Below are 22,161 nucleotides of genomic sequence, written 5' to 3' on the forward strand. Positions count from 1 at the left end.
ATTTTACCACAAAAAAGTGGTAAAATGCCATATGGCATACAAACGTAAAATTCAAAAAGTTAGTAATTTCAAGGCTTTGAAAGGTGTAAAAAATGATCAGAATTCTTTTTTGCTGCCACGGCAACATATGCCGTTCCACAATGGCAGAATTTATTATGAAAGATATTGTCCGCAAGCAGCATTTAAGTGACTGTTTTCATATAGAATCATCAGCCACTCACACTGATGAGATATGGAACGGTCAGGGAAGTCCTGTTTATCCTCCGGCTAAGGCGAAGCTTCGTGAGCACGGAATAGGAACTCCGGACAATGAACTTGGAGTGTCTGAGAAAAGAGCAAGACTTACTTCAAGGGCTGATTACGGCAAATTTGACTTTATCATTGGTATGGACAGCGCCAATATCAGAGATTTGAAGCGACTTTTCAATAATGATCCCGAGGGTAAAGTATATAAGATGCTTGATTTTGCGGACAGGAGCGGAGATGTGTCTGATCCGTGGTACACCGGTAATTTTGATGATACCTGGAGGGACTGCTCAGAGGGCTGCCATGGACTTTTCAGAGAGATTCTTATGAATCCTGAGTATGCGAAAGTACTTGGCAATAGCGCAGGTTCGGAAGATAATAATGTATATGATTATGATGACGATCAGGACTATGACTTGGGACTGATTCACGATGATTTTCCGAGAGGATAAAATATATGGAATACCTTTACGAAACACACCTGCATACGATGGAGGCAAGTGCCTGTTCAATTACGCCGGCCGGTGACTACATTGAATACATGATGGACCTTGGCTACAGCGGTCTTATTGTTACCGACCACTTTTTTAACGGAAACAGCTGCATACCAAGGGTTCTGCCCTGGGAGAACAGGGTGGAGCAGTATTGCAGCGGCTATGAGCACGCGCTGGATGCTGCCGATGGGCTTGATTTCACGGTTATGTTTGGCATTGAATTCAACTTTGAGGGCGACGAATACCTTCTTTACGGAGTTGATAAAAACTGGCTCCTTGAGAATGAAGACATCATGGAGAAATCAAGAAAAGAGGTCTACGATCTCGTCCATCAGGCCGGCGGAATAATGATACAGGCGCATCCTTATAGAGAAAGGGGCTATTTATCGGCTATTCATCTGACACCTTCGGTTTGTGATGGGGCCGAGATTTATAATTCCAACAATCCTGACTGGCAGAATGCTCTTGGTTATCTCTTTGCAAAAGAGCACAATTTCCTTATGTCAGCCGGATCCGACATTCATTCCTTCCCGCAGCTTTCCATGGGAGCGATGAGTTTTCCTTACAAAATAAATAACATTGATGAATATGTTAAGGCTTTTATGGCGGGTGACGGAACACCGATGATTAGAATCAATCCCGAGTCAAAGGATACCAAATTTGTACCGGTTGAGAGTTCAGCTGCTCAAACAACTTTTTCCAAGGAGCATACGCTTCCTGTGATAATGCATTAATCGTCTGTTTTTATTCAATATCAACCATTTTTGAAACTAAGTGATGACATTTTTATAATTCGGGTGTAAACTTGAAAAGTTGCACTCAAAACGAATCTGTTTTTGCAAACGAAAGATTTATGAATTTTTAGGAGGTAGTTAGAGAAATGGATTCAAAACGTATGAAATGGACCACTTTGGCGTTCATGGCCTTCTCTACGGTGTGGGGCTTTGGTAACGTATTAAATGGTTTCGTTTACTTCAATGGTATTCAGGTTATCTTCAGCTGGATACTAATGTTTGCACTTTATTTTGTTCCCTATGCACTTATGGTCGGTGAGCTTGGCTCCGCTTTCAAAACATCAGGCGGAGGAGTAAGCTCATGGATACTCAGTACAACAGGTCCCAAGGTTGCTTATTACGCGGGTTGGACCTACTGGGCATGCCATATCACTTATATTGCGTCAAAGTCATCAGGCGGTCTTAAGGCTCTTAGCTGGGCTATTTTCCGAAACGGTGAGACATACGACACATTCCCGACACTTGCTGTTCAGCTTGTGACTTTTGCAATTCTTCTTCTTTTCTGCTTTGTTGCATCAAGAGGTCTTAATCCTCTTAAGAAGCTTGCAACAATTGCTGGAACAAGTATGTTTGTGATGTCTATTCTTTATATCCTTATGATGTTTGCAGCTCCGGCAATCAATCCGAATGCTGGCTTTGTGTCAATGGACTTTGGGATGAAAAATCTTATCCCTCAGTTTGATGTTAAATACTTCACATCACTTTCAATCCTTGTATTTGCTGTTGGCGGATGCGAGAAGATTTCTCCTTACGTAAACAAGGTTGAGAATCCCAGCAAAGGGTTCCCCAGATCCATGATCACACTTGCTATCATGGTAGTTGTATGCGCTATTCTCGGAACTATTTCAATGGGTATGATGTTCGACCCTGCTGAGATCAACGCATCTGCAGAGAGTTTTAATGCTTACAATTCAAACGGAAGCTACTGGGCATTCCAGAAGCTTGGCAATTACTATCATGTAGGTGATCTTCTTCTTATCATCTATGCTGTATGCAACATGATAGGCCAGCTCTCAACTCTTGTTATCAGTATTGATGCACCTCTTCGTATGCTTCTTGATAACGAGGACGCAAGAGAGTTCATCCCTTCAGGTCTTCTTAAGAAAAATGATGTCGGTGCGTATGTAAACGGAATCAAGATGGTTGCGGTTCTTTCAGGATCAATCATTCTTATTCAGTCATTTGTACCCGGTGCGGCAGCAGTACTTAAGCAGCTTACAAAGCTCAATTCCGTATGTATGCCTCTTCGTTATCTCTGGGTGTTCTTTGCGTATATGGCACTTAGAAAAGCAGGTGATAAGTTCCCCGCTGAGTATAGATTTGTCAAGAACCAGGGTGTTGCACTTTTCTTCGGAGCATGGTGCTTTATCGTGACTGCAGCAAGCTGCATTCTCGGTATGTATGATACAGATCCTTTTACCTTTGCACTTAATGTAATCACTCCTCTTGTGCTTACCGCACTCGGAGTTGTGCTTCCCATTATTGCAAAGAATGAGAAAAAGACAGGGAACAAATAAAGGACAAAAAGCTGTATAAAATATTTGGCAGTTACGCTGCGCATGGCTCTTTTAGCGGGTCATGCGCAGTTTTTTTATCCATTTTTATCGGCTTGGTTTGTTTCTGTGGTGAAATTCTATTTATCGTAAAACGATAAAAAATTATTGACTCTCAAAAACGACTGTGATATAACGAAAATATCTTAAGATTATTTATATGCGCATGAAAAGGAGTGAGACCGGTAATAATGAGCGACCGCTTAAATGTTTATTTCAAGAAGTTTTTGGATATCAGTCTTGTTGTTGGACTTATCATGGAGCTTGCAGTGCCGTTCGGACTAAAAAAGGCAGTGGAGATCACCATGACGGTTCTCGGAGATACGACTGAATATGCAGAAATTATGGACCATTACATCTTTGCAATAATTTCCATAATGCTTGCCGGTGGGCTGGCACTACTCATTCTTTTTGAACTCAGAAAGATGATGAAAACGGTTATCGAGGACAATTGTTTTATCAGGGAGAATGTTGAAAGCCTGTCGAGAATGGGGAATTATGCATTTGCGATTGCGGTGGTAAAAATCCTCAGGAATTTTATCTACTTCACACCTGCTTCCTTAGTGACTGCAGCGGTATTTCTTTTTGCGGGAATACTCAGCAAGGTTCTGGCAAAGGTTTTTGACAGGGCAGTCAGCTACAAGGAAGAGAACGATCTGACGATCTAAGGATGGAGGAAGAGATGGCAATCGTTATAAATTTGGATGTGATGATGGCGAAGCGGAAGATAGGCCTCACAGAGCTGGCCGGGAAGGTTGATATAACTCTGGCTAACCTATCAATATTGAAAAACAACAAAGCAAAAGCAGTGCGGCTTCAGACGCTTGATGCGATATGCAGAGAGCTGGATTGTCAGCCGGGAGATATTCTCGAATTCATCCCGGATGAAGATACTTGAATTTAATGACCGCAAATAAAATGTGATTTGCTATTATGGCATTTCACAAAAAGGAGGAATCACCATGGAAAGACCAATAAATGGGGGATTATCACAGGAGAATGGTGTGGAGCAGGCATGCCTGGCCGAGACCGCTGTGGGAGCTGCATGTTATGTGCAGGATGCCGTTCAGACTAAGGCTAAGGGAGATGCAGTTTCTTTTAAAAAGTATGGAGCGTTGGCTGTAATTTTTTCAATTCTGCATACCTTCTGCCTTTATGGAAATACTTCAGGAATTACATATCCGTTTTTTATGGCAGGCACACTTATACTTATTGCATTTGCCAGAAAAAGCGACGGTTTGTCACTTTTTAAAGACAGAGACGGGAAAAGCGCTCTTAACTTATTTTACATAATTTCGTTAATGCTCTTATCAATTTCAAAGTGCACCACTGCAAATGAGTCCCTTTTATTTGTTGATGGATTTGCCATATTCCTTTTGATGTTCAGCTTTATGACACATTTGTACGCTGATACTAAGCAGTGGGATATTATCAGTAATCTTATCGGAATATTGTTAGTGGTTGTGTCACCTTTAACTAATCTGCCTGATCCGGTGTTGGACTGCGTTGAGTGTTTCAAGGTGGGCGGAGCCAAGGTTAGCTCAAAGAATAAGCAGAACCTGATAGCAGTACTTGCCGGAATCTGTGTTGCAGTTCCGCTTCTTTCAATTGTGCTTGCACTTCTTGCTTCCGCGGATGCAATTTTCTCTGATGTTCTTGGTAAAGTGTTTGGGCTTTTCAAGCTTCCTGATAATTTCTGGGATGTGATCGGAATACTCTGGATGCTTGCCTGGACTCTCTGGCTCTTTTATACAGTTGCTAAGGTGCTTACCAAGAAGGGTGTTACTGTAGAGAATAAGAATTGCGGATATAACGCAATCGTGGCCATCACCTTTTCAAGCCTTCTTGCGATTGTATATCTGCTTTTCAGTGTGATACAGATTGTGTTCCTCTTCATGGGAAATATGACACTTCCCGCAAAATATACTTTTGCAGAATATGCACACGAGGGCTTCTATCAGCTGCTTGCAGTAAGTGTGCTCAACCTTGCAATTGTCACTGTGTGTAAGAAGCTCTTTTCAGAAAATAATGTCCTTAAGGCGATTCTGACTCTGATTGGTGTTTGTACTTATATAATGATAGCTTCAAGTGCATTCAGAATGTTTATGTATATAGAAGCTTACCACCTTACTTTCCTCAGAGTGTTTGTATTATGGTTTCTTGCAGTGCTTGCGATTTGCCTGTTGTTCTTGATTATCGGACTGTATAATGACAACTTCCCGGTATTTAAGTGCTGCATGATAGCGATGACTGCGATGTATATTGTGTTCGTTTTTGCTAACCCTGATTACCATGTTGCAAAGTATGACCTTGCATACATGAAAACCTCAGGCGGCACAGACTCAGTGGGAAGATACGAGAGCTCAATGACAAGATACCTTACTGAAGAAATATCCGAGGATGCTGTTCCGGCCTATGTCGGAAACGAAGAGTTGCTGAAACTGTACGAGACCGGACTTAGTGATAAGCGCGGCTACTACGAGAAGGATTATAAGGAGATAAGGAAGTTCAATTTCTCCAGATACAGAGCGTGGAAGATACTGTATAGTGGGAAATGATATAGCAAAATCATGTCAAAAAACATTTTACACATATAATCTAGATTTGATTATTTTACGATATTGCGACAAATATTTTTATAAAAATCTAATAAATTATAGCGGTAGATTATGCTATTATTAGAAATGTAGGAATCAAATAATATTGGGAAGGAGATGGATAAAATGGCAGAAAACAACAAGTGGAGATGCAGAGCTGATGATTTAAAGGGAACTCAGACAGAGAAAAATCTTCAGGCGGCTTTTGCAGGAGAATCTGAAGCAAGAAACAAATATACATTCTTTGCTTCGAAGGCTAAGAAGGATGGCTTTGTTCAGATTTCCAATATCTTTGCGGAGACAGCTGCAAACGAAAAGGAGCATGCTGAAATCTGGTACAAGATACTGACAGGAATTGGGAGCACTATTGAAAATCTGAGGGAAGCTGCAGAAGGCGAAGCCTATGAATGGCAGGAGATGTATCCGTCTTTCGCTAAGACAGCCAGAGAAGAAGGCTTTGATGAGATAGCAGAACTCTTCGAGGGCGTAGCAGCAATAGAAAAAGAGCACGAAGAGCGTTACAAGAAGCTTCTTAAGAATATTGAAGACAAGCTTGTTTTCTCTCGCGATGGCGATTGTATTTGGCAGTGCGGAAACTGCGGTCATATCGTAATCGGTCCTTCCGCTCCGGAGGTATGTCCTGTATGTAACCATCCTCAGGCTTATTTCCAGATAAAAGCTGAGAATTATTAATGTTTCTAAAATACATGATATAAAAGGAGGTTTTTATGAACATTTTCAAGTGCGAAAAATGCGGTAGTATGGTGATTAAAATCAATGATGCTGCGTGCACGCCAGTTTGCTGCGGTGATCCTATGACAGCTCTCGTTCCCGGAACTTCTGACGGCGCTCATGAGAAGCACGTTCCGGTAGTCGAAGTTGGTGGAAATAAGGTAACCGTTAAGGTTGGAGAAGTTGAGCATCCTATGATGGACGCCCATTATATTCAGTACATCTGGCTTGAGACCGATAAAGGCTACATGCAGAAAAAACTCACTCCTTCCGACAAGCCTGTTGCTGAGTTTGTTCTTGCAGATGGCGAGAAGGCCGTTGCTGCTTATGAGTACTGCAATCTCCATGGACTTTGGAAAGCAGATATTTAATAATCGGAGTGTTACATTAAAATAAATCAAGAAAACTGATTAAATCCGTCACTATTAAAATTTCAAACAAGTGCTAAAATAAAAATCATCAATATTAGTTGATGATTTTTATTTTTGTGTCGATAACAATATAGAATCCGATTAATTCCACTACAAACAGGTAGAGTGATTGTAATAAATCGACTGAAAATACTGAATATTTTATAACTAGGAGGAGCATTATGAAGAACTACGAGAAGTATCAGAGACAGTATTTCATGCCACCCAAGGCTACCTATGATTGGGTGAAAAAAGATTACGTTGACAAGCCGCCGGTCTGGTGCAGCGTTGACCTTCGCGACGGTAACCAGGCACTTATAGAGCCCATGAGCCTTGATGAGAAACTTGAGTTTTTCACAATGCTTGTAAATCTTGGTTTTAAGGAGATTGAGATAGGATTTCCCGCAGCGTCCGAGACAGAGTTTGAGTTTGCGAGAACTCTTATTGAAAAGAACATGATTCCGGATGATGTAACCGTTCAGGTTCTTACGCAGGCGAGAGAGCACATCATCAAGAGAACCTTTGAGGCTGTAAAGGGTGCGCCCAGAGCGATCATCCATCTTTACAATTCCACATCCGTAGCTCAGAGAGAGCAGGTTTTCAAAAAGAATAAAGAAGATGTTAAGCAGATAGCTGTAGATGGTGCAAAGCTTCTTGACAAGCTTGCAAAGGAGACAAAGGGTAACTTCTCATTTGAGTATTCACCAGAGAGTTTCCCCGGAACAGAGGTTGACTATGCGGTCGAAGTCTGCAATGCAGTGCTCGATGTATGGAAGCCCAAGAAGGAAAATAAGGTTATCATCAATATTCCTACAACCGTAGAGATTGCTATGCCTCACGTATTTGCAACTCAGGTTGAGTATATTCACAGAAATCTTAAGTACCGCGATGCGGTAACGCTTTCTCTTCACCCGCACAATGACAGAGGTTCGGGAATCAGTGATGCTGAGCTTGGATGTCTTGCAGGTGCTGACAGAATAGAAGGAACACTTTTTGGAAACGGTGAGAGAACAGGTAATGTTGATATCGTTACACTTGCTCTTAACATGTATTCGCACGGCGTTGATCCGAAGCTTGACTTCAGCAACATAAATGAGATCGGCGAGACTTATGAGCGTCTTACAAGAATGCGCATTTTCGAGAGACAGCCTTATGCAGGACAGCTTGTATTTACAGCATTTTCAGGATCTCATCAGGATGCTATCAGCAAGGGCTTCTCATGGCATGAAGCAGGAAAAGACAAAGGAATCTGGACCGTTCCTTATCTTCCTATTGATCCCAAGGATCTTGGAAGAGAGTACGACGGCGATGTTATCAGAATTAACTCTCAGTCCGGAAAGGGCGGCGTAAGCTACATATTAAAGAACAACTACGGCATGATGGTTCCGAGAGAGATGCAGGCAGACATCAGCTACACAATAAAGGATGTTTCCGACAGAGAGCATGCTGAGCTTGCACCCGGAAGAATCTATCAGATATTTGAAGACAAATATGTTCACAACGATTCTGTATTCAGAGTTGCAGACTGTCACTTCAAGCAGACAAACGGTATCCTTGCAGAGGTTACACTTGCTCATGCAGGAAAAGAGCATATAGTTGAGGCTAACGGAAACGGACGTCTTGATGCTGTAAGTAATGCTTTCAAACAGTACTTCAACATCAGCTATGAGCTTTCTGTTTATGAGGAGCATGCGCTTAGCCGCGGTTCTTCATCCAAGGCTGTAACCTATGTCGGTATCACAAGCAACGGCAAGAAATTCTGGGGAGTTGGCATTGACGAGGATATCATCAGATCATCCGTGAGCGCTCTTACAATTGCCGTCAACCAGCTTGACGAAGTAAAGGCAAGCACAGATGCGAAGGATGAGAGAATCAGTGCAATTCTCAATTACATCCAGGAGAATTACCTGACAGTGACACTTGATGATCTTTCAAAAGAGTTTTATTTATCAAAGCCGTATCTTTCAAAATATATCAAGGAAAAATCCGGCATGACCTTCGGAGAGAACGTTAAAAAGATTCGTCTAAAAAAGGCAAGCATTCTTTTAAAGAACGGAAACATGAAGGTAGAGAGAGTCGCTGAAGCGGCAGGTTATCAGAACGTTGAGCACTTTAACAGGCTCTTCAAGAAAAAGTACGGAATGACCCCTGTGCAGTATCGTAGCAACAGTAGGTAATTTTGTGATATAATAACAATGTTTTGAAAAAGTTTTTTATGAAGTGGAGGAGAAAATGACTTACGAAGAAGTAGTAGCAAAGGTAAAAGATGCACTTAAGGATGTTGATGTCAGCGATGTTAACGAGCATGCTGCTTACCAGTTCAATATTTCCGGTGAGGGCGAAGGCGCTTTCTATGTTGAGATCGATAACGGTAAGCTGAATGTTGAGCCTTATGAGTATTTTGATCGTGACATTCTTGTGTATACATCAGCTGCTGATCTTATGGACATTCTTGACGGCAAGACAGATTTTGTTAATGCGCATCTTTCAGGAAAAATCAGTGCTGAGGGCGACCTCAGAAAGGCAGAGCTCTTAAAGGACTTTGGTAAGAAGGCTCCTGCAAAGAAGACTCCTGCCAAGAAGGCTCCTGCAAAGAAAGCAGCAACAAAGAAGCCTGCTGCAAAGAAAACTACAGCTAAAAAGGCTCCGGCTAAAAAAGCTACCAAATAATTTTCAGACGGTAACTTTTTAAAAAACATGTGATCAAACGGACTAATGGCTGCTACAGTTTTGTGGCAGCCATTCTTATCCCTATGCCTTCCCCCACTGGAGGAAGGTGTCAGCGCTAGCTGACGGATGAGGGGGAATGTATATTAGAAAGGTTTTTTTATGACAAACAAAGAAGTAGACGTACTCATAATTGGTGCGGGGCCCGGCGGAATTTTCTGCGCTTACGAGCTCATTGAAAAGCGCCCGGATTTAAAAGTAATGATTATTGAAAAGGGCAGATCCATTGAAAAAAGAGAGTGCCCCAAGAGAAAAACAGGAAAGTGTATGGGATGCAAACCCTGCTCTATAACCACAGGCTTCGCCGGAGCAGGTGCTTTTTCCGATGGAAAATTATCTCTTTCACCTGATGTAGGTGGAACGCTTCCCGACATTCTTGGTTATGACGAGGCAACGGCTCTCATCAAGGAATCTGATGACATATATCTGAAATTCGGTGCAGATAAGAGTGTATACGGCATAGATAAGGCTGAGGAGATTCGCGAGATCAGAAGGAAGGCGATCAATGCCAACCTTAAACTCGTAGAGTGTCCCATCAGACATCTCGGCACCGAGGAAGGCTATAAGATTTATAAGAAGCTCCAGGAGCACCTTGAGGAAAAAGGCGTGGAGCTTGTGTTCAATACAATGGTTGAAGAGATCCTTGTGGAAGACGGCATTGCCACCGGTGTAAAGACTCATGACGGCACCGTTGTAAATGCAAAGGAAATCGTATCGGCAGTTGGACGTGAGGGCGCTGACTGGTTTCATTCAGTGTGCGATAAGATCGGCATTGAGACCAAGCCCGGAACGGTTGATGTGGGCGTCCGCGTCGAAGTCAGAGATGAGGTTATGCAATTTTTGAATGAAAATCTGTATGAGGCTAAGCTCATCTTCCACACACCTACCTTTGATGACAAAGTCAGAACCTTCTGTACCAATCCTTCCGGAGAGGTTGCGACTGAGTATTATGAGGGCGGACTTGCGGTAGTAAACGGACATGCTTATAAGAGCAGTGATTACAAGACAGACAATACCAACTTTGCGCTGCTTGTTTCCAAGAATTTCACCAAGCCTTTCAAGACTCCTATTGAATACGGAAGGAAAATTGCGGAGCTTGCAAATATGCTTTGCGACGGCAAAATTCTTGTTCAGACTTACGGAGATTTCAGAAGAGGCAGAAGAACAACCGATGAGAGACTTGCAAGAAACAACCTGATTCCCACACTTAAGGATGCGGTTCCCGGAGATCTTTCTCTTGTTTTCCCGCACAGAATCATGGTTGACCTTGATGAAATGATTCAGGCGCTTGATAAGGTCACTCCCGGAATTGCCTCCGAAGAGACACTACTTTACGGTGTTGAGGTTAAGTTCTATTCCAACAAGGTAATCGTGAACAAGGACTTTGAGACCAGCATCGGACACCTTCGTGCAATCGGTGACGGAGCCGGAATAACAAGAGGCCTTCAGCAGGCTAGTGCTAACGGACTTAAAGTGGCAAGGAGTATTCTTAATAAACTTAAATGATGCGAAAAGTCGTGACCGGAGATAACAGAAATATTATGAAAAACAGAATATACAGAATCCGGAAAACTGCCGTGGCAATTGCGATGGCTGCGGCTATGACCTTTTCACTGACAGGATGCGCTGCCCTTGATAATACCAGAGTTGTATTTACCACAGGTTTTAAGGAAAATGAGCTCTTCAGAATAGAGGACAAATCATGCCTGGAGTCTGAGTTTTTGGTGTACCTTTATAATTCTCAGAAGACTTATGAAAAAGGCTTTGGCAGTGAAATCTGGAATGTGAACATAGGCGATGGCAGCATGGAGAGCTATGTTAAGGATAAGTGCCTTGTTGCAATATCTCAGATAAAAGCAATGAATCTTCTCGCTTTGGAGAAAGGAATTGAACTCACGGAATCCGAAATCAGTACTGCAGCAGTGGCCGCTTCCGAGTATTTATCTTCACTCAGCGATGATGAAAAGAAGATGATGGGAGATATAGACGAAGCGACTTTGACGGCGATGTACACAGAGTATGCCACTGCGGATAAGCTCTATAACTACATTATAAGAGACATCAATCCCGAGATAAGTGACGACGAAGCCAGAACCATTACGGTTGAGCAGATAGTGCTTAATACCTGGAAGCTTGATTCCAAGGGAGATAAAATTCCGCTCGAGGGCGCTGAGAAGGAAGCGGTCAGAAACACCGCACTTCAGATACAAAGAGAACTGGGAGAGGGAACCGACTTCAGTGTACTCATGGAAAAATATAATGAGGCTGAGGAGGGAACTGTTTCCATAGGTAAGGGTGATGTGGATTCCGAGATTGAGACTGCAGCGTTTAACCTCGATAACGGAGAGATAAGCGGGGTAATTGAAGCTCAGGATTCATACGTTATATTGAAATGTATAAGTACCTTCAACAGGGAAGAAACAGAGGCCAACAAGGTAAGGATTGTTGAGGAGAGAAAGCGGGAAGTATTTGGACAGCAGTATGATGCTTTTGCATCGGATCTTTCAAAGATACTTAACCAGGGCTTGTACGATAAAATTCATATAGCAGAAACATCCGATGGCAGTGGCAGCGATTTTTTCGATATCTATCGCAAACATTTTTCTGAATGAAACGTATATTAAATTTCATAATTATTTAAGAGGCGCATTATTTGCGCCTCTGTTAATATTATAATAACAACGTTATTTCCTAAGGAGGTTTCTTATGAGGGTTAGAACGAAATTTGTATCTTTGGTAATGGCGGCAGTTGTTGCGGTTCCTATGCTTGCGGTATCTGTACCGGCAGGAGAGGTTAAGGCGGAAAACACTTATAAGCTTTCTGATTATGGGATTAAGCCTGATGATAACAAGTCTGATACGGCTGATATTAATAACTTTATCTCCGAAACAATTGGATCCGGTGGTGGGACTATTGTTTTTGACTCCGGAACATATGACATAAATATTTTGGATTTCGACGGCTATGGTGTTGGAATTAATATTACTAAGCCAAACATATCATTCCAACTTGCCCAAGGAACGGAACTAAAGGTGAAGCCGACTACTATCGGTGAATACTGCGTTATAAGTGTTAAAGCAGATGGATTCAAAATATCTGGCGGGAAGATCACTGGAGATAGATCATCTAATGGAAAGTCCGGAGCTGATGGACATGGCATCGGAGTAATAGATTGTAAGAATGTTACCATCTCTGATATGACAATTTGTAACAACTGGGGAGATGGTATTTATCTTGGATCCATGAACCTTGAGGATAGTCTTTATGGATGTGATGGAGTATCCATTACCAATTGTACGATTTCAAATAACAGAAGAAACAATATAGCTATAGTTGATGCAGATAATGTAACTATAGATAATTGCAAGATTTTGAAGGCCAAGGGTGCTCAACCAAGTTGCGGCATAAATATAGAGCCCAATGCAGTAAATGGAAAAATTCCAGCAGATGAAGTATGTAAGAATATTACTATTAAAAACACCAAAGTAACTTGTGTAAAGCAGGGAACATCTAATTGGTACTTTGCATTTCAAACTATAAAAGACCCATCTAAACCCAAGATGGCGAGTGCTAAAAATGTAAAGATTATAAAATGTAATTTTGGCGGAGATGTAAGCAATTATTCAGGTAAAAAATTCACATTAAAAAATACGAAGATTACCGGAACTTTTTATGATAATAAAAATATGAAAACAAAAGTGAAGAAGTGTAAGATAAAAAAATACTATAAATACTAAAATTACAGGTTGTTCCCGGATGTAAGCCTAAAAACTTATATCCGGGAACTTTTTTTAGTAATTAAATGATAGAAATGAATATTCAGTTGATAACCTGGTAGAAATTCACTTTTCCATTAAGTCCTCAGGTCTACACTTCAATACTCTTGCCATAGAGAGGACCTTTTCTGCTGAGGCTTTATTTATATCCTTATCGCGTATCTCGTATTGCTGAAGGGTTCGCAGGTTCACACCGGAAGCATCCGCCAGAGCTTTTTGGGACAAACCTATGAGTTTTCTGTATGCCTGGATTCGTGTTACTGTTTTGCTTGCAACGGAAAATGAGACATTTTCTATCAAAAGCAATGCGTGGTCGTCTGAGGTGGTATGGCCTGTGTTATATAGTTTTGCCAGCTTCTCGTAATTTAGGGATTCAAATATTCTGGCAAAACTGATATTTTTCTTCCATTGATAGTAGGCAAGAATGTATCCGCACCAGTAATCCACCCCGGTATCGAAGCGAATAAGAGGCTCAGGCCAGGTTCTGTCAGAGAATCCGCAGGTCTCCAAAACTCTGTGATGAAGCTCAGTGCCGGACATTCCGCTGACAACCATGGGATCGCCCTTTTCAAAACGTTCAGCAAAGCCGCTGATAATCATCATCTGAAAAAAATCGTCAGGCTTGATATCGGGAGTTGCTTCAACCAAGTATTCTACAAGCTCGCCAAGATTACTCATGGCATCATGTAAATATAACTCAGAGTATGCGCAGCTGTTCATCGCTTATTCCTTTCTGTATAATTTCATTTAAATAGATACCTTCAGTTTGTTCCTTTCCCAACAATTTCTGATATGATTCTCTGGCGTCAGCATCGCGCTTTATACGCTTTGGCGCGTATATAAGTCCGTTGACAGGTGCGGCTTCCCAAAAGGTGATGCTGTCGAATGCTCTTTTGCTCATTAGCACAACCTGCTTGCCAAGATCACCATATTTCATGGCATATGAGAGCTGCTCTAGCGTTATGGTATTACTGAGGAATGCTCTCGAGAAAGAAAAGTAGGAGTCATCAGCCCTATAGCCGATGATAACATCAGCAGATTTTGTATTGGGAAGATAATTATCAAGTATATATTCCGCGCCTCTTTTTTCTATAGGACTTGAATATCTTATTTTTCTATTGGCAAGCAAAATGGCGAGCCAGTTTAAAATATGAAAATCAGGACTCAGCAATCGCAGGATCTTAAGACCTTCAGTATTGAGACGATATGTGTTTAAGAATCCTCCTTTATCAGTTATTGCTGCCCATTCCCTGGCGAGCTCAGGATCTTCTGTACAGTAAAAGCCTCTGCCATAGTCATTGTCATCTCTCCCATAGCCGAAAACAGGCTTATTTACAACTTGCACAGAACCGTGATATATAGTCATCTCCATAAAAATAATCTCCTAAAACCACAAAAGTACTTCTGTAGAAGTATATAATAATTATACTTCCGTAGCAGTATATTATGCAATATACACCTTCAATTCGTGAATTAACCGTTTATTAGCACTCGCTTCAATTGAGTGCTAATTTTTTATTGACTTTTGTCTCTCACAGTCTTAAACTCATATTTGTGGGTATTCTATATTTAGTAGAACACGCCGCAATAATATTTTAATAAAAAACGCGGAGGGGCCGGTTTTCATCCCGCTTCGCGATAGTAATGGAGGCACTACAATGGAGAAAAAAGGTAATCTTTCAATCAACTCAGAGAATATGTTCCCTATAATCAAAAAGTGGCTGTATTCAGACCACGACATATTCTATCGTGAGGTTATTTCCAACGCATGTGACGCGATCACAAAGATCAAGAAGATGGACATGATGGGAGAGTATACACTTCCCGATGGCTTTAAACCCCGTGTTGACGTTGTTCTTAACGATAAGGATAAGACAATAAAGATTATTGATAACGGTATCGGTATGACAGCTGAAGAGGTTGAAGAGTACATCAACCAGGTAGCTTTTTCAGGTGCTACAGACTTCCTTAACAAGTACAAGGATAAGGCAAATGCAGACCAGATTATCGGACACTTTGGACTTGGTTTCTACTCAACCTTCATGGTATCTGATTATGTTGAGATCGATACTCGTTCATATAAGGAAGATGCGGCTTCAGTACACTGGACCTGCGACGGCGGTTCAGACTTCGAGATGAAGGATGGAGATAAGGAGGACGTAGGTACAGTTATTACTCTTCACCTTTCAGATGACTGCCTTGAGTTCTGCAATGAGTACAAGGCTCGAGAAGTAATCGAGAAATACTGCTCATTCATGCCTTATGAGATTTACCTTTCAAGAGAGAACGAGGAAGGCACAGAGACCATCAAGGAATCCGAGAAGCGCGATGATGATGTTGTAATCGAAGTCATCGAGCCTGAGAAGAAGGAAGAAGCTAAAGATGGCGAGACTTCAGAGGAGAAAAAGGAAGAGGAGAAGAAACTCAAGATCAAGAGGAGACCTCAGCTCCTTAATGATACACATCCTCTCTGGGGAAAGACTCCCAAGGATTGCACCGATGATGAGTACAAGGAATTCTACAGAAAGGTGTTCCGCGATTACAAGGAGCCTCTTTTCTGGATTCACCTTAACATGGACTATCCTTTCAACTTAAAGGGTATCCTCTACTTCCCTAAGATCAACATGGAGTTCGAGTCAGCTGAGGGCGTAATCAAGCTTTACAATAACCAGGTATTCATCGCTGACAATATCAAGGAAGTAATCCCTGAGTACTTGATGCTCCTTAAGGGTGTTATCGATTGCCCTGATCTGCCTCTTAATGTTTCAAGAAGTGCACTTCAGAACGACGGTTTTGTAAAGAAGATTTCAGACTACATTTCCAAGAAGGTAGCTGAGAAGCTTGCAGGTCTCTGCAAGACAGATAAGGAAAACTATGATAAGTACTGGGAGGACATTTCTCCTTTCATCAAGTATGGCTGCCTCAAGGACGACAAGTTCTGCGAGAAGATGAATGACTACATCCTCTTCAAGAACCTTGATGGAAAATATCTCACACTTCCCGAAGCACTCCAGATCAACAAGGAGGCTGAGGAGGCTGCCGCAGCTGAGGAAGCTAAGGATGAGAACGGTAATACAGTAGAAGCTGAAGTAGTAGATGAGAATGGCAATACAGTAAGCGGAGACGGAGCTGACAAGGCCGATGACAAGAAAGACGAGGAAAAGGAACCCCGCACCATTTACTATGTAACAGACGAACAGCAGCAGAGCCAGTACATCAACATGTTCAAGGCTCAGAAGATGGATGCATTCATCTTAAATCACAACATAGATGTGCCTTTTATTCAGCAGCTTGAGTCCAAGAATCAGGACATCAGATTCCAGAGAATCGATGCTGATCTTACAGATACCTTTAAGAGCAGAACATCCAAGAAGGCTGAGAAAGAATTCGAGGAGATCGAGAAGAACATCGGCGAGAAGATGAAGAAGGCTCTTAAGAACGAACAGCTTGTTGTTAAGGTTGAAAAGCTCAAGGATAAGAAGATTTCTTCAATGCTCACTGTATCTGAGGATACCCGCCGTATGCAGGATATGATGAAGATGTATGCAGCAAACGGAATGATGATGGGCGACTTTGGTATGGGCGGCCAGACTCTTATCCTCAATGCTAACCATCCTCTTGTTAAATATGTTATGGACAACGAGGACGGTGAGAACGTAAGCACAATCTGCGAGCAGCTCTATGACCTTGCCCGCATCCAGAATGCACCTCTCGACGCTGAGTCCATGACTAAGTTCGTTCAGAGAAGTAATGATATCATGATGCTTCTTGCTAAGTAATTATTTCTCATATTTTGGGAAAATATTTTTAAGTGTAAAACAGACCGAAATAAGTGTACATTTCGGTCTGTATTTATATATATGATAAATTTACCCTTGAAATCAGGAAAAAAGATCATTTATTTTTTAATAAATGAAGATACAATAGAAGTTGTTTCGTTATATACTATGGTAGATGGTTTATTTTAACCTTGCTATGTAAAAAGTTTTTTGAACAGTCCAATTAAGCAAAGGGGAGGAGTAATGCCTGCGTTAGTTGAGGTACGGGATATATGCAAGATTTATAATCCCGGGGAGAATGAAGTCAGGGCTCTTGATCATGTGAGCCTTACAATAGAAGAAGGGGAATTCGTGGCCATAATCGGTCAATCCGGTTCCGGAAAATCTACACTGATGAATATGCTTGGGTGTCTTGATACACCTACAAGTGGGAGATATCTGCTCCATGGAATGGATGTTTCCCATATGAGTGACGATGAACAGTCAGATGTCAGAAACAGGGAGATAGGATTTATCTTCCAGGGATTTAATCTGATTCAGTCACTTACTGCGCTTGAAAATGTTGAGCTGCCGCTTATGTACAGAGGTGTTCCCAAGAGAAAAAGACGCGAGTTGTCTGTAGCAGCTTTGGAACATGTTGGTCTTGGGAAGCGTATGACGCACAAACCTGCGGAGCTTTCAGGAGGTCAGCAGCAGAGAGTTGCTATAGCAAGGGCGATAGCGCAGGCTCCGCCGATACTTCTTGCGGATGAGCCTACAGGTAACCTTGACAGTGGTTCCAGCAGAGAGATTATTGCTACTATTAAAAATCTGTATGCCGAGGGCAGAACGGTGATACTTATCACCCATGACCCGGGAATTGCGGCACAGGCTAAGAGGATTATAACCATAAGCGACGGAAAAATCGCAAAGGATGAGATAAACGAGAATTTTACTTTGTAACATGAAAGGCTTTGTTTTTAGACTACGAGGAGACAAGTAATTATGAATTTGGTTTTGGGGAAAAAGAAGAATTCAAAGGACACACAGGAAGTAAATGGAGAAGCTAAGGTAGATGCGGCAAAGGATGTAAAGGCAGAAGTTTCGCAGGAAACCAAGACTTATGCTGTGAAAGAAGACACGCCAAGCTATACTCCCGGTAAGAGGAAGGGCTTTGTGAAGTTTATCGTTCTGGGACTTATAGTGCTGATTATCGGCTGGGTGGTTTTCAATAATATAAAGGCAAAAAATGCTCCTACGCCGGTCACAACTGCTACAGTCGGAAAGGGAGACATCGAAGTCATCGTTTCAATCAGCGGAAATGTTGCATCTGACGAGACAAAGAGCTATTACGCGAAGCTTCAGGCACCGATCGGAACACTTAGTTTGTCGGAAGGTGACAGGGTCAATAAGGGCGATGTTATTTATACCTATGATGAAGCTGACCTTGAAAAGACAAAGAAGCAGGCTGAGCTCAATCTTCAGCAGGCAAACGGCAGCTACAGCGGAAGCATCGAAAAGAACAATAAGGCTACTGATGTTCTTGAAGGAAGAAGCATTCACGATATAAACAATCGTCTTGACGAGATTACAAATGAGATAGATGCAATCAATGACAAGATTACAGAGAAGACTTCCAGAATGAATCAGACTCTGACAGACCTTCAGAAGGTAAGCCAGGACGTTGATCAGAACAGGGTTTCAGACAGCTATGATGCTGTACAGAAAAACGAAGCACCTAATGAGAGAAGAACAGAGGACGGCGAGAGCCAGATGGCACTAGAGATTCAGGATGCCATTTCCGATGTCCAGTATGCGTTGTCAAACGATCCGGAGATTCAGGAGTGGAACAGACAGATAACTGCCCTGAATGAAGAAAAGCAGGATCTTTCCGAGCAGTCATCCGCTGAGATGAGTGCTCTTACTTCAGGTGAAAAGAGCTCACTTGCAGCTCAGAGAGAGCTTGCGGAGCTAGAGAGTACAAATACCATCACTGACATTGAAGAGGCAGAGGGCGGAATTAAAGCTGATTTTTCAGGAGTAGTAACAGAGATTGGTGCAAACGAGGGTTCAACAGTTGCTCCCGGAACCAAAATCATGACTATCGAAAGTACCGATGATGTCAGAGTTGATATCCAGATTTCAAAGTCAGATCTTAGTAAGATCAAGAAGGGACAGAAGGTGGATGTCACGATTAACGGCAATGAGTACGAAGGCGAAGTGACACAGATTTCCGGAACAGCTAAGAATAACGCAAGCGGAGTTCCTGTTGTTGATGGCAAAATTAAGATAAAGAATCCCGATGACAGCATTATTCTCGGAGTAGAAGCAACTAATAAGATTCACACCGAGAAGGCAGAGGGTGTTCTTGTCCTTCCTTATGAGTACATCGGAACTGATTCTGAGGGTGATTTCGTATTTGTTATTGATAACGGAATTCTTAAGAGACAGCCTGTTACTCTGGGACTTACCACCAGTACAGATGCAGAGATAAAGGAAGGTGTCAGCGAGGGTGATACCATCGTTACCACCGATCCCACAACCCTTGTCGAAGGAACCAAAGTCATCGAGATGAGCGAGTAATGGATACATTTTTTGAATATATAGAAAGTGCCATAAAAAATATTCTTGGCAATAAGATGCGAACAGCTCTTACGATGCTGGGAATCATAATCGGAATTGCTTCGGTCATCGCGGCGCTTACCATAGGAAACGGAATGGCAAGATATGTAGGAAACGAGGTTGATGCTATAGGCGGAAACGTTGCGGATATATATCTTGATATGTCGGTTGCGGACAGGGGATTTAATAACGACGATATAAGAGAAATCAAGGACAACTTCCCCGGGGTCAGTGCGACATTTTATGACAATGAATACGGCGTTTCTTCAGGACCAAGAGGTGCTTATGATACGCTTATCACTGCTGCCGGATCTGATTATCAGAAATCCACACTGACCAAGCTTGAGACGGGAACCTACTTTACCGATGATCAGGTGGATCAGGGAGCAAGAGTCTGCGTCATGATGAAAAATGATGCGGTGCATCTTTTCGGAACAGCCGATGCACTTGGTAAAACTTTTGAATTAACCGTTGGTGGCAGTTCTATCGAGCTGGAGGTCATCGGAATAAGAGAAAACTGGAGTGAGATGATTTCCAAGATGATTGATATGGAAACCGACTCCTATACAGCTATGATTGAGATGCCGCTAACAACCTATGCCAGAGCTTTTGGTAAGGACATCTCTGAATTCCATACTGTCGAGATATATTGGGATAATACTCAGCCCGGTACTATTGTTAAAAGTATTGTTCGCTTTGTTGAGAACAGACTTGGACTTCGCGGACAGGATGCGGTTTATTACATGAGTATGTCAGATGTATCAGGCCAGGTAGACTCTATTATGGGAGCGATAACAGCATTTATTTCACTGGTTGCGGCCATATCCCTTCTGGTCGGCGGTATAGGTGTTATGAATATCATGCTTGTTACTGTGACTGAGAGAACAAGAGAGATAGGTATAAGAAAATCAATCGGTGCAAGAACAAAGGCTATTCTGATCCAGTTCCTGGCTGAATCCGCTATCATCTCCCTGATGGGCGGAATCGTGGGCGTCATCGTTGGAATAGCGGGTGCTTATGTAGGATGCATACTTCTTGATCTTGAACCTATAATAGACTTCAAAATTGTAATAGGAGCAACGCTCTTTTCTATGATGATAGGAATCTTTTTCGGCATCTATCCGGCAAGAAAAGCAGCAAAACTTAAGCCGATAGACGCACTTGCAAGGAATTGATAGATGCCTTCCCTTGGGGGGAAGGTGTCAGCGAAGCTGACGGATGAGGGTAAGAATTGGAATACATAAAAAGCGCATTTTCCAGTATAAAACAGAATAAAGGAAGAACCTTCCTTACCATGCTTGGTATCTTTATCGGTATATCCTCTGTTATAACAATACTTTCAATAGGTAACGGAATGAAGGTCTTTGTAAACAGCAGTCTTGATGAAATTTCAAGCGGCGGAGTAACAATCAATCTTGATCCCAAGAAAACCGACAGATATCTGGAACCGGAAGATTTTGAAAGGATAAAGGATGCCGTTCCTGAGATGCAGGGAATAACAATGACTATCAACTCGGACGGAACCTATAATGATGGTAAGGATGACAGGCAACTTGGAATTACCGGCGGAACTGCTGATATTTCGCATGAAGAGACGAAAGGAATGCATGCCGGAAGATTCTTTAGGGATGACGAGGCGGAAGCCGGAACGGCAGTATGTGTAATTTCTCAGCAGGATGCTCTCCTTTTGTTCAGGACGGATGATGTTGTTGATAAGACATTTACGGTCGACATCGGGGCCAAGAGTGTTGATCTGATGATAGTCGGCGTTGCAAAGAGCAGTGATGAAGACATTGAATCTGCAAAGGAAGCTATAAAGAAAAAAGAAGAGGCCTATTACTACTGCTCAATTTATGTACCGTATGCTCTTTTGACCGGAAGATTCGGGCTTGCCGGGGATAAGATTACAAGCTTTAAGATTTATACCAATCCGGGGATGGCGGACGAGACAGCTCTTAAAGTAAAAAGTGTAACCGAAAATATGCTTGAGCTTCGAGGCGAAGGAGCAGTACAGATTCAGTCTTTTGCGAGCATTGCAGGAGCATATACCAGTATTCTTGATGTCGTGACACTTGTAGTTGCTCTCATCGCTGCAATTTCGCTCGTAGTCGGTGGAATCGGCGTTATGAATATCATGACGGTTACGGTTACAGAGAGAACCAGAGAAATCGGAATCAGGAAATCTCTCGGAGCCAGAACCTCATACATTCTGATACAGTTCCTGACAGAGTCTGCGATCATTACACTGATAGGCGGAATGATCGGAATGCTTATGGGCTTTCTGTTTACAAAAATTGCGGAGAATTTCATGTCGTTCCCGCCGGTAATCAGTCCGATGAACGTCCTTATGGTTGTTGCGATTTCGATAGCCGATGGACTGTTCTTTGGAATTTATCCCGCGAGAAGAGCGGCGAAGATGGATCCTATCGAAGCTCTCAGGCAGGAGTGATG

20 protein-coding genes are annotated in these 22,161 nt (G+C 42.2%); 18 read left to right on the forward strand and 2 right to left on the reverse strand.

The window, feature by feature from the left end; all coding sequences use genetic code 11:
- Positions 1-92 precede the first annotated feature (92 nt).
- From G596_RS0103615 to G596_RS0103675, 13 genes are all read left to right on the forward strand, one after another.
- Complete coding sequence (locus G596_RS0103615) at positions 93-698, forward strand: low molecular weight protein-tyrosine-phosphatase (RefSeq protein ID WP_022760475.1); 606 nt, start codon at positions 93-95, stop codon at positions 696-698.
- 5 nt (positions 699-703) lie between these two features.
- On the forward strand, positions 704-1,474 hold the full coding sequence (locus G596_RS20765; RefSeq protein WP_022760476.1) for a PHP domain-containing protein: 771 nt from the start codon (positions 704-706) through the stop codon (positions 1,472-1,474).
- A gap of 146 nt (positions 1,475-1,620) precedes the next feature.
- The gene (locus tag G596_RS0103625) at positions 1,621-3,051 is read left to right on the forward strand and encodes an APC family permease (protein WP_022760477.1); all 1,431 of its coding nucleotides are present in this window, start codon (positions 1,621-1,623) and stop codon (positions 3,049-3,051) included.
- Positions 3,052-3,278: 227 nt separating this feature from the next.
- A complete protein-coding gene (locus tag G596_RS0103630; RefSeq protein ID WP_022760478.1) occupies positions 3,279-3,755 on the forward strand; it encodes a DUF2975 domain-containing protein in 477 nt (158 codons plus the stop codon).
- A gap of 14 nt (positions 3,756-3,769) precedes the next feature.
- Positions 3,770-3,985: a helix-turn-helix domain-containing protein gene (locus tag G596_RS0103635; protein WP_026498471.1), complete on the forward strand. Its 216-nt coding sequence runs from the start codon at positions 3,770-3,772 to the stop codon at positions 3,983-3,985.
- Positions 3,986-4,049: 64 nt separating this feature from the next.
- The gene (locus G596_RS0103640) at positions 4,050-5,645 is read left to right on the forward strand and encodes a DUF4153 domain-containing protein (RefSeq protein WP_022760480.1); all 1,596 of its coding nucleotides are present in this window, start codon (positions 4,050-4,052) and stop codon (positions 5,643-5,645) included.
- Positions 5,646-5,810: 165 nt separating this feature from the next.
- The gene (rbr, locus tag G596_RS0103645) at positions 5,811-6,377 is read left to right on the forward strand and encodes a rubrerythrin (RefSeq protein WP_022760481.1); all 567 of its coding nucleotides are present in this window, start codon (positions 5,811-5,813) and stop codon (positions 6,375-6,377) included.
- A gap of 35 nt (positions 6,378-6,412) precedes the next feature.
- Entirely contained in the window at positions 6,413-6,787 is a 375-nt protein-coding gene (locus G596_RS0103650; protein WP_022760482.1) for a desulfoferrodoxin family protein, read from the forward strand.
- Positions 6,788-7,008: 221 nt separating this feature from the next.
- Positions 7,009-9,003, forward strand: a complete 1,995-nt coding sequence (locus G596_RS0103655) for a 2-isopropylmalate synthase (protein ID WP_022760483.1) — start codon at positions 7,009-7,011, stop codon at positions 9,001-9,003.
- A gap of 55 nt (positions 9,004-9,058) precedes the next feature.
- Entirely contained in the window at positions 9,059-9,496 is a 438-nt protein-coding gene (locus G596_RS0103660; protein ID WP_022760484.1) for an SCP2 sterol-binding domain-containing protein, read from the forward strand.
- 159 nt (positions 9,497-9,655) lie between these two features.
- Positions 9,656-11,059 (forward strand): NAD(P)/FAD-dependent oxidoreductase, encoded by a 1,404-nt coding sequence (locus tag G596_RS0103665; protein ID WP_022760485.1) that lies wholly within the window; start codon positions 9,656-9,658, stop codon positions 11,057-11,059.
- A gap of 35 nt (positions 11,060-11,094) precedes the next feature.
- On the forward strand, positions 11,095-12,165 hold the full coding sequence (locus G596_RS0103670) for a peptidylprolyl isomerase (protein ID WP_044927846.1): 1,071 nt from the start codon (positions 11,095-11,097) through the stop codon (positions 12,163-12,165).
- Positions 12,166-12,259: 94 nt separating this feature from the next.
- A complete protein-coding gene (locus tag G596_RS0103675) occupies positions 12,260-13,291 on the forward strand; it encodes a right-handed parallel beta-helix repeat-containing protein (RefSeq protein WP_022760487.1) in 1,032 nt (343 codons plus the stop codon).
- Positions 13,292-13,396: 105 nt separating this feature from the next.
- On the opposite strand, the gene G596_RS0103680 is transcribed toward G596_RS0103675, so the two are convergent.
- Both G596_RS0103680 and G596_RS0103685 read right to left on the reverse strand, forming a co-directional pair.
- Entirely contained in the window at positions 13,397-14,050 is a 654-nt protein-coding gene (locus G596_RS0103680; RefSeq protein ID WP_022760488.1) for a helix-turn-helix domain-containing protein, read from the reverse strand.
- Positions 14,028-14,702 carry a DUF3990 domain-containing protein gene (locus G596_RS0103685; RefSeq protein ID WP_022760489.1) on the reverse strand — a complete coding sequence of 225 codons (675 nt, stop codon included), beginning with the start codon at positions 14,700-14,702 and terminating at the stop codon, positions 14,028-14,030. Before G596_RS0103685 ends, G596_RS0103680 begins: the two co-directional genes overlap by 23 nt.
- 286 nt (positions 14,703-14,988) lie before the next feature.
- On the opposite strand from G596_RS0103685, the gene htpG reads away from it, so the two are divergent.
- The 5 genes from htpG to G596_RS0103710 all read left to right on the forward strand — a co-directional run bounded on the left by htpG (position 14,989) and on the right by G596_RS0103710 (position 22,159).
- Positions 14,989-17,109 carry a molecular chaperone HtpG gene (htpG, locus tag G596_RS0103690; RefSeq protein ID WP_022760490.1) on the forward strand — a complete coding sequence of 707 codons (2,121 nt, stop codon included), beginning with the start codon at positions 14,989-14,991 and terminating at the stop codon, positions 17,107-17,109.
- A 243-nt stretch (positions 17,110-17,352) separates the two neighbouring features.
- A complete protein-coding gene (locus G596_RS0103695; protein WP_022760491.1) occupies positions 17,353-18,051 on the forward strand; it encodes an ABC transporter ATP-binding protein in 699 nt (232 codons plus the stop codon).
- A 42-nt stretch (positions 18,052-18,093) separates the two neighbouring features.
- On the forward strand, positions 18,094-19,671 hold the full coding sequence (locus G596_RS0103700) for an efflux RND transporter periplasmic adaptor subunit (protein ID WP_022760492.1): 1,578 nt from the start codon (positions 18,094-18,096) through the stop codon (positions 19,669-19,671).
- A complete protein-coding gene (locus tag G596_RS0103705) occupies positions 19,671-20,885 on the forward strand; it encodes an ABC transporter permease (RefSeq protein ID WP_022760493.1) in 1,215 nt (404 codons plus the stop codon). The genes G596_RS0103700 and G596_RS0103705 overlap by 1 nt, the downstream gene beginning before the upstream one ends.
- 56 nt (positions 20,886-20,941) lie before the next feature.
- Positions 20,942-22,159, forward strand: a complete 1,218-nt coding sequence (locus tag G596_RS0103710) for an ABC transporter permease (RefSeq protein WP_022760494.1) — start codon at positions 20,942-20,944, stop codon at positions 22,157-22,159.
- Positions 22,160-22,161: the final 2 nt, after the last annotated feature.

It is taken from the genome of Butyrivibrio sp. AD3002 (assembly GCF_000420905.1).
Taxonomy (GTDB): domain Bacteria; phylum Bacillota; class Clostridia; order Lachnospirales; family Lachnospiraceae; genus Butyrivibrio.

Coding starts and splice junctions, on each gene's coding strand:
- G596_RS0103635 (WP_026498471.1), top strand. CDS start 3,770: ATGGCAATCGTTATAAATTTGGATGTGATGATGGCGAAGCGGAAGATA.
- htpG (WP_022760490.1), top strand. CDS start 14,989: ATGGAGAAAAAAGGTAATCTTTCAATCAACTCAGAGAATATGTTCCCT.
- G596_RS0103660 (WP_022760484.1), top strand. CDS start 9,059: ATGACTTACGAAGAAGTAGTAGCAAAGGTAAAAGATGCACTTAAGGAT.
- G596_RS0103675 (WP_022760487.1), top strand. CDS start 12,260: ATGAGGGTTAGAACGAAATTTGTATCTTTGGTAATGGCGGCAGTTGTT.
- G596_RS0103625 (WP_022760477.1), top strand. CDS start 1,621: ATGGATTCAAAACGTATGAAATGGACCACTTTGGCGTTCATGGCCTTC.
- G596_RS0103680 (WP_022760488.1), bottom strand. CDS start 14,050: ATGAACAGCTGCGCATACTCTGAGTTATATTTACATGATGCCATGAGT.
- G596_RS0103665 (WP_022760485.1), top strand. CDS start 9,656: ATGACAAACAAAGAAGTAGACGTACTCATAATTGGTGCGGGGCCCGGC.
- G596_RS0103655 (WP_022760483.1), top strand. CDS start 7,009: ATGAAGAACTACGAGAAGTATCAGAGACAGTATTTCATGCCACCCAAG.
- G596_RS0103650 (WP_022760482.1), top strand. CDS start 6,413: ATGAACATTTTCAAGTGCGAAAAATGCGGTAGTATGGTGATTAAAATC.
- G596_RS0103615 (WP_022760475.1), top strand. CDS start 93: ATGATCAGAATTCTTTTTTGCTGCCACGGCAACATATGCCGTTCCACA.
- G596_RS20765 (WP_022760476.1), top strand. CDS start 704: ATGGAATACCTTTACGAAACACACCTGCATACGATGGAGGCAAGTGCC.
- G596_RS0103705 (WP_022760493.1), top strand. CDS start 19,671: ATGGATACATTTTTTGAATATATAGAAAGTGCCATAAAAAATATTCTT.
- G596_RS0103685 (WP_022760489.1), bottom strand. CDS start 14,702: ATGGAGATGACTATATATCACGGTTCTGTGCAAGTTGTAAATAAGCCT.
- G596_RS0103695 (WP_022760491.1), top strand. CDS start 17,353: ATGCCTGCGTTAGTTGAGGTACGGGATATATGCAAGATTTATAATCCC.
- G596_RS0103700 (WP_022760492.1), top strand. CDS start 18,094: ATGAATTTGGTTTTGGGGAAAAAGAAGAATTCAAAGGACACACAGGAA.
- rbr (WP_022760481.1), top strand. CDS start 5,811: ATGGCAGAAAACAACAAGTGGAGATGCAGAGCTGATGATTTAAAGGGA.
- G596_RS0103640 (WP_022760480.1), top strand. CDS start 4,050: ATGGAAAGACCAATAAATGGGGGATTATCACAGGAGAATGGTGTGGAG.
- G596_RS0103670 (WP_044927846.1), top strand. CDS start 11,095: ATGAAAAACAGAATATACAGAATCCGGAAAACTGCCGTGGCAATTGCG.
- G596_RS0103630 (WP_022760478.1), top strand. CDS start 3,279: ATGAGCGACCGCTTAAATGTTTATTTCAAGAAGTTTTTGGATATCAGT.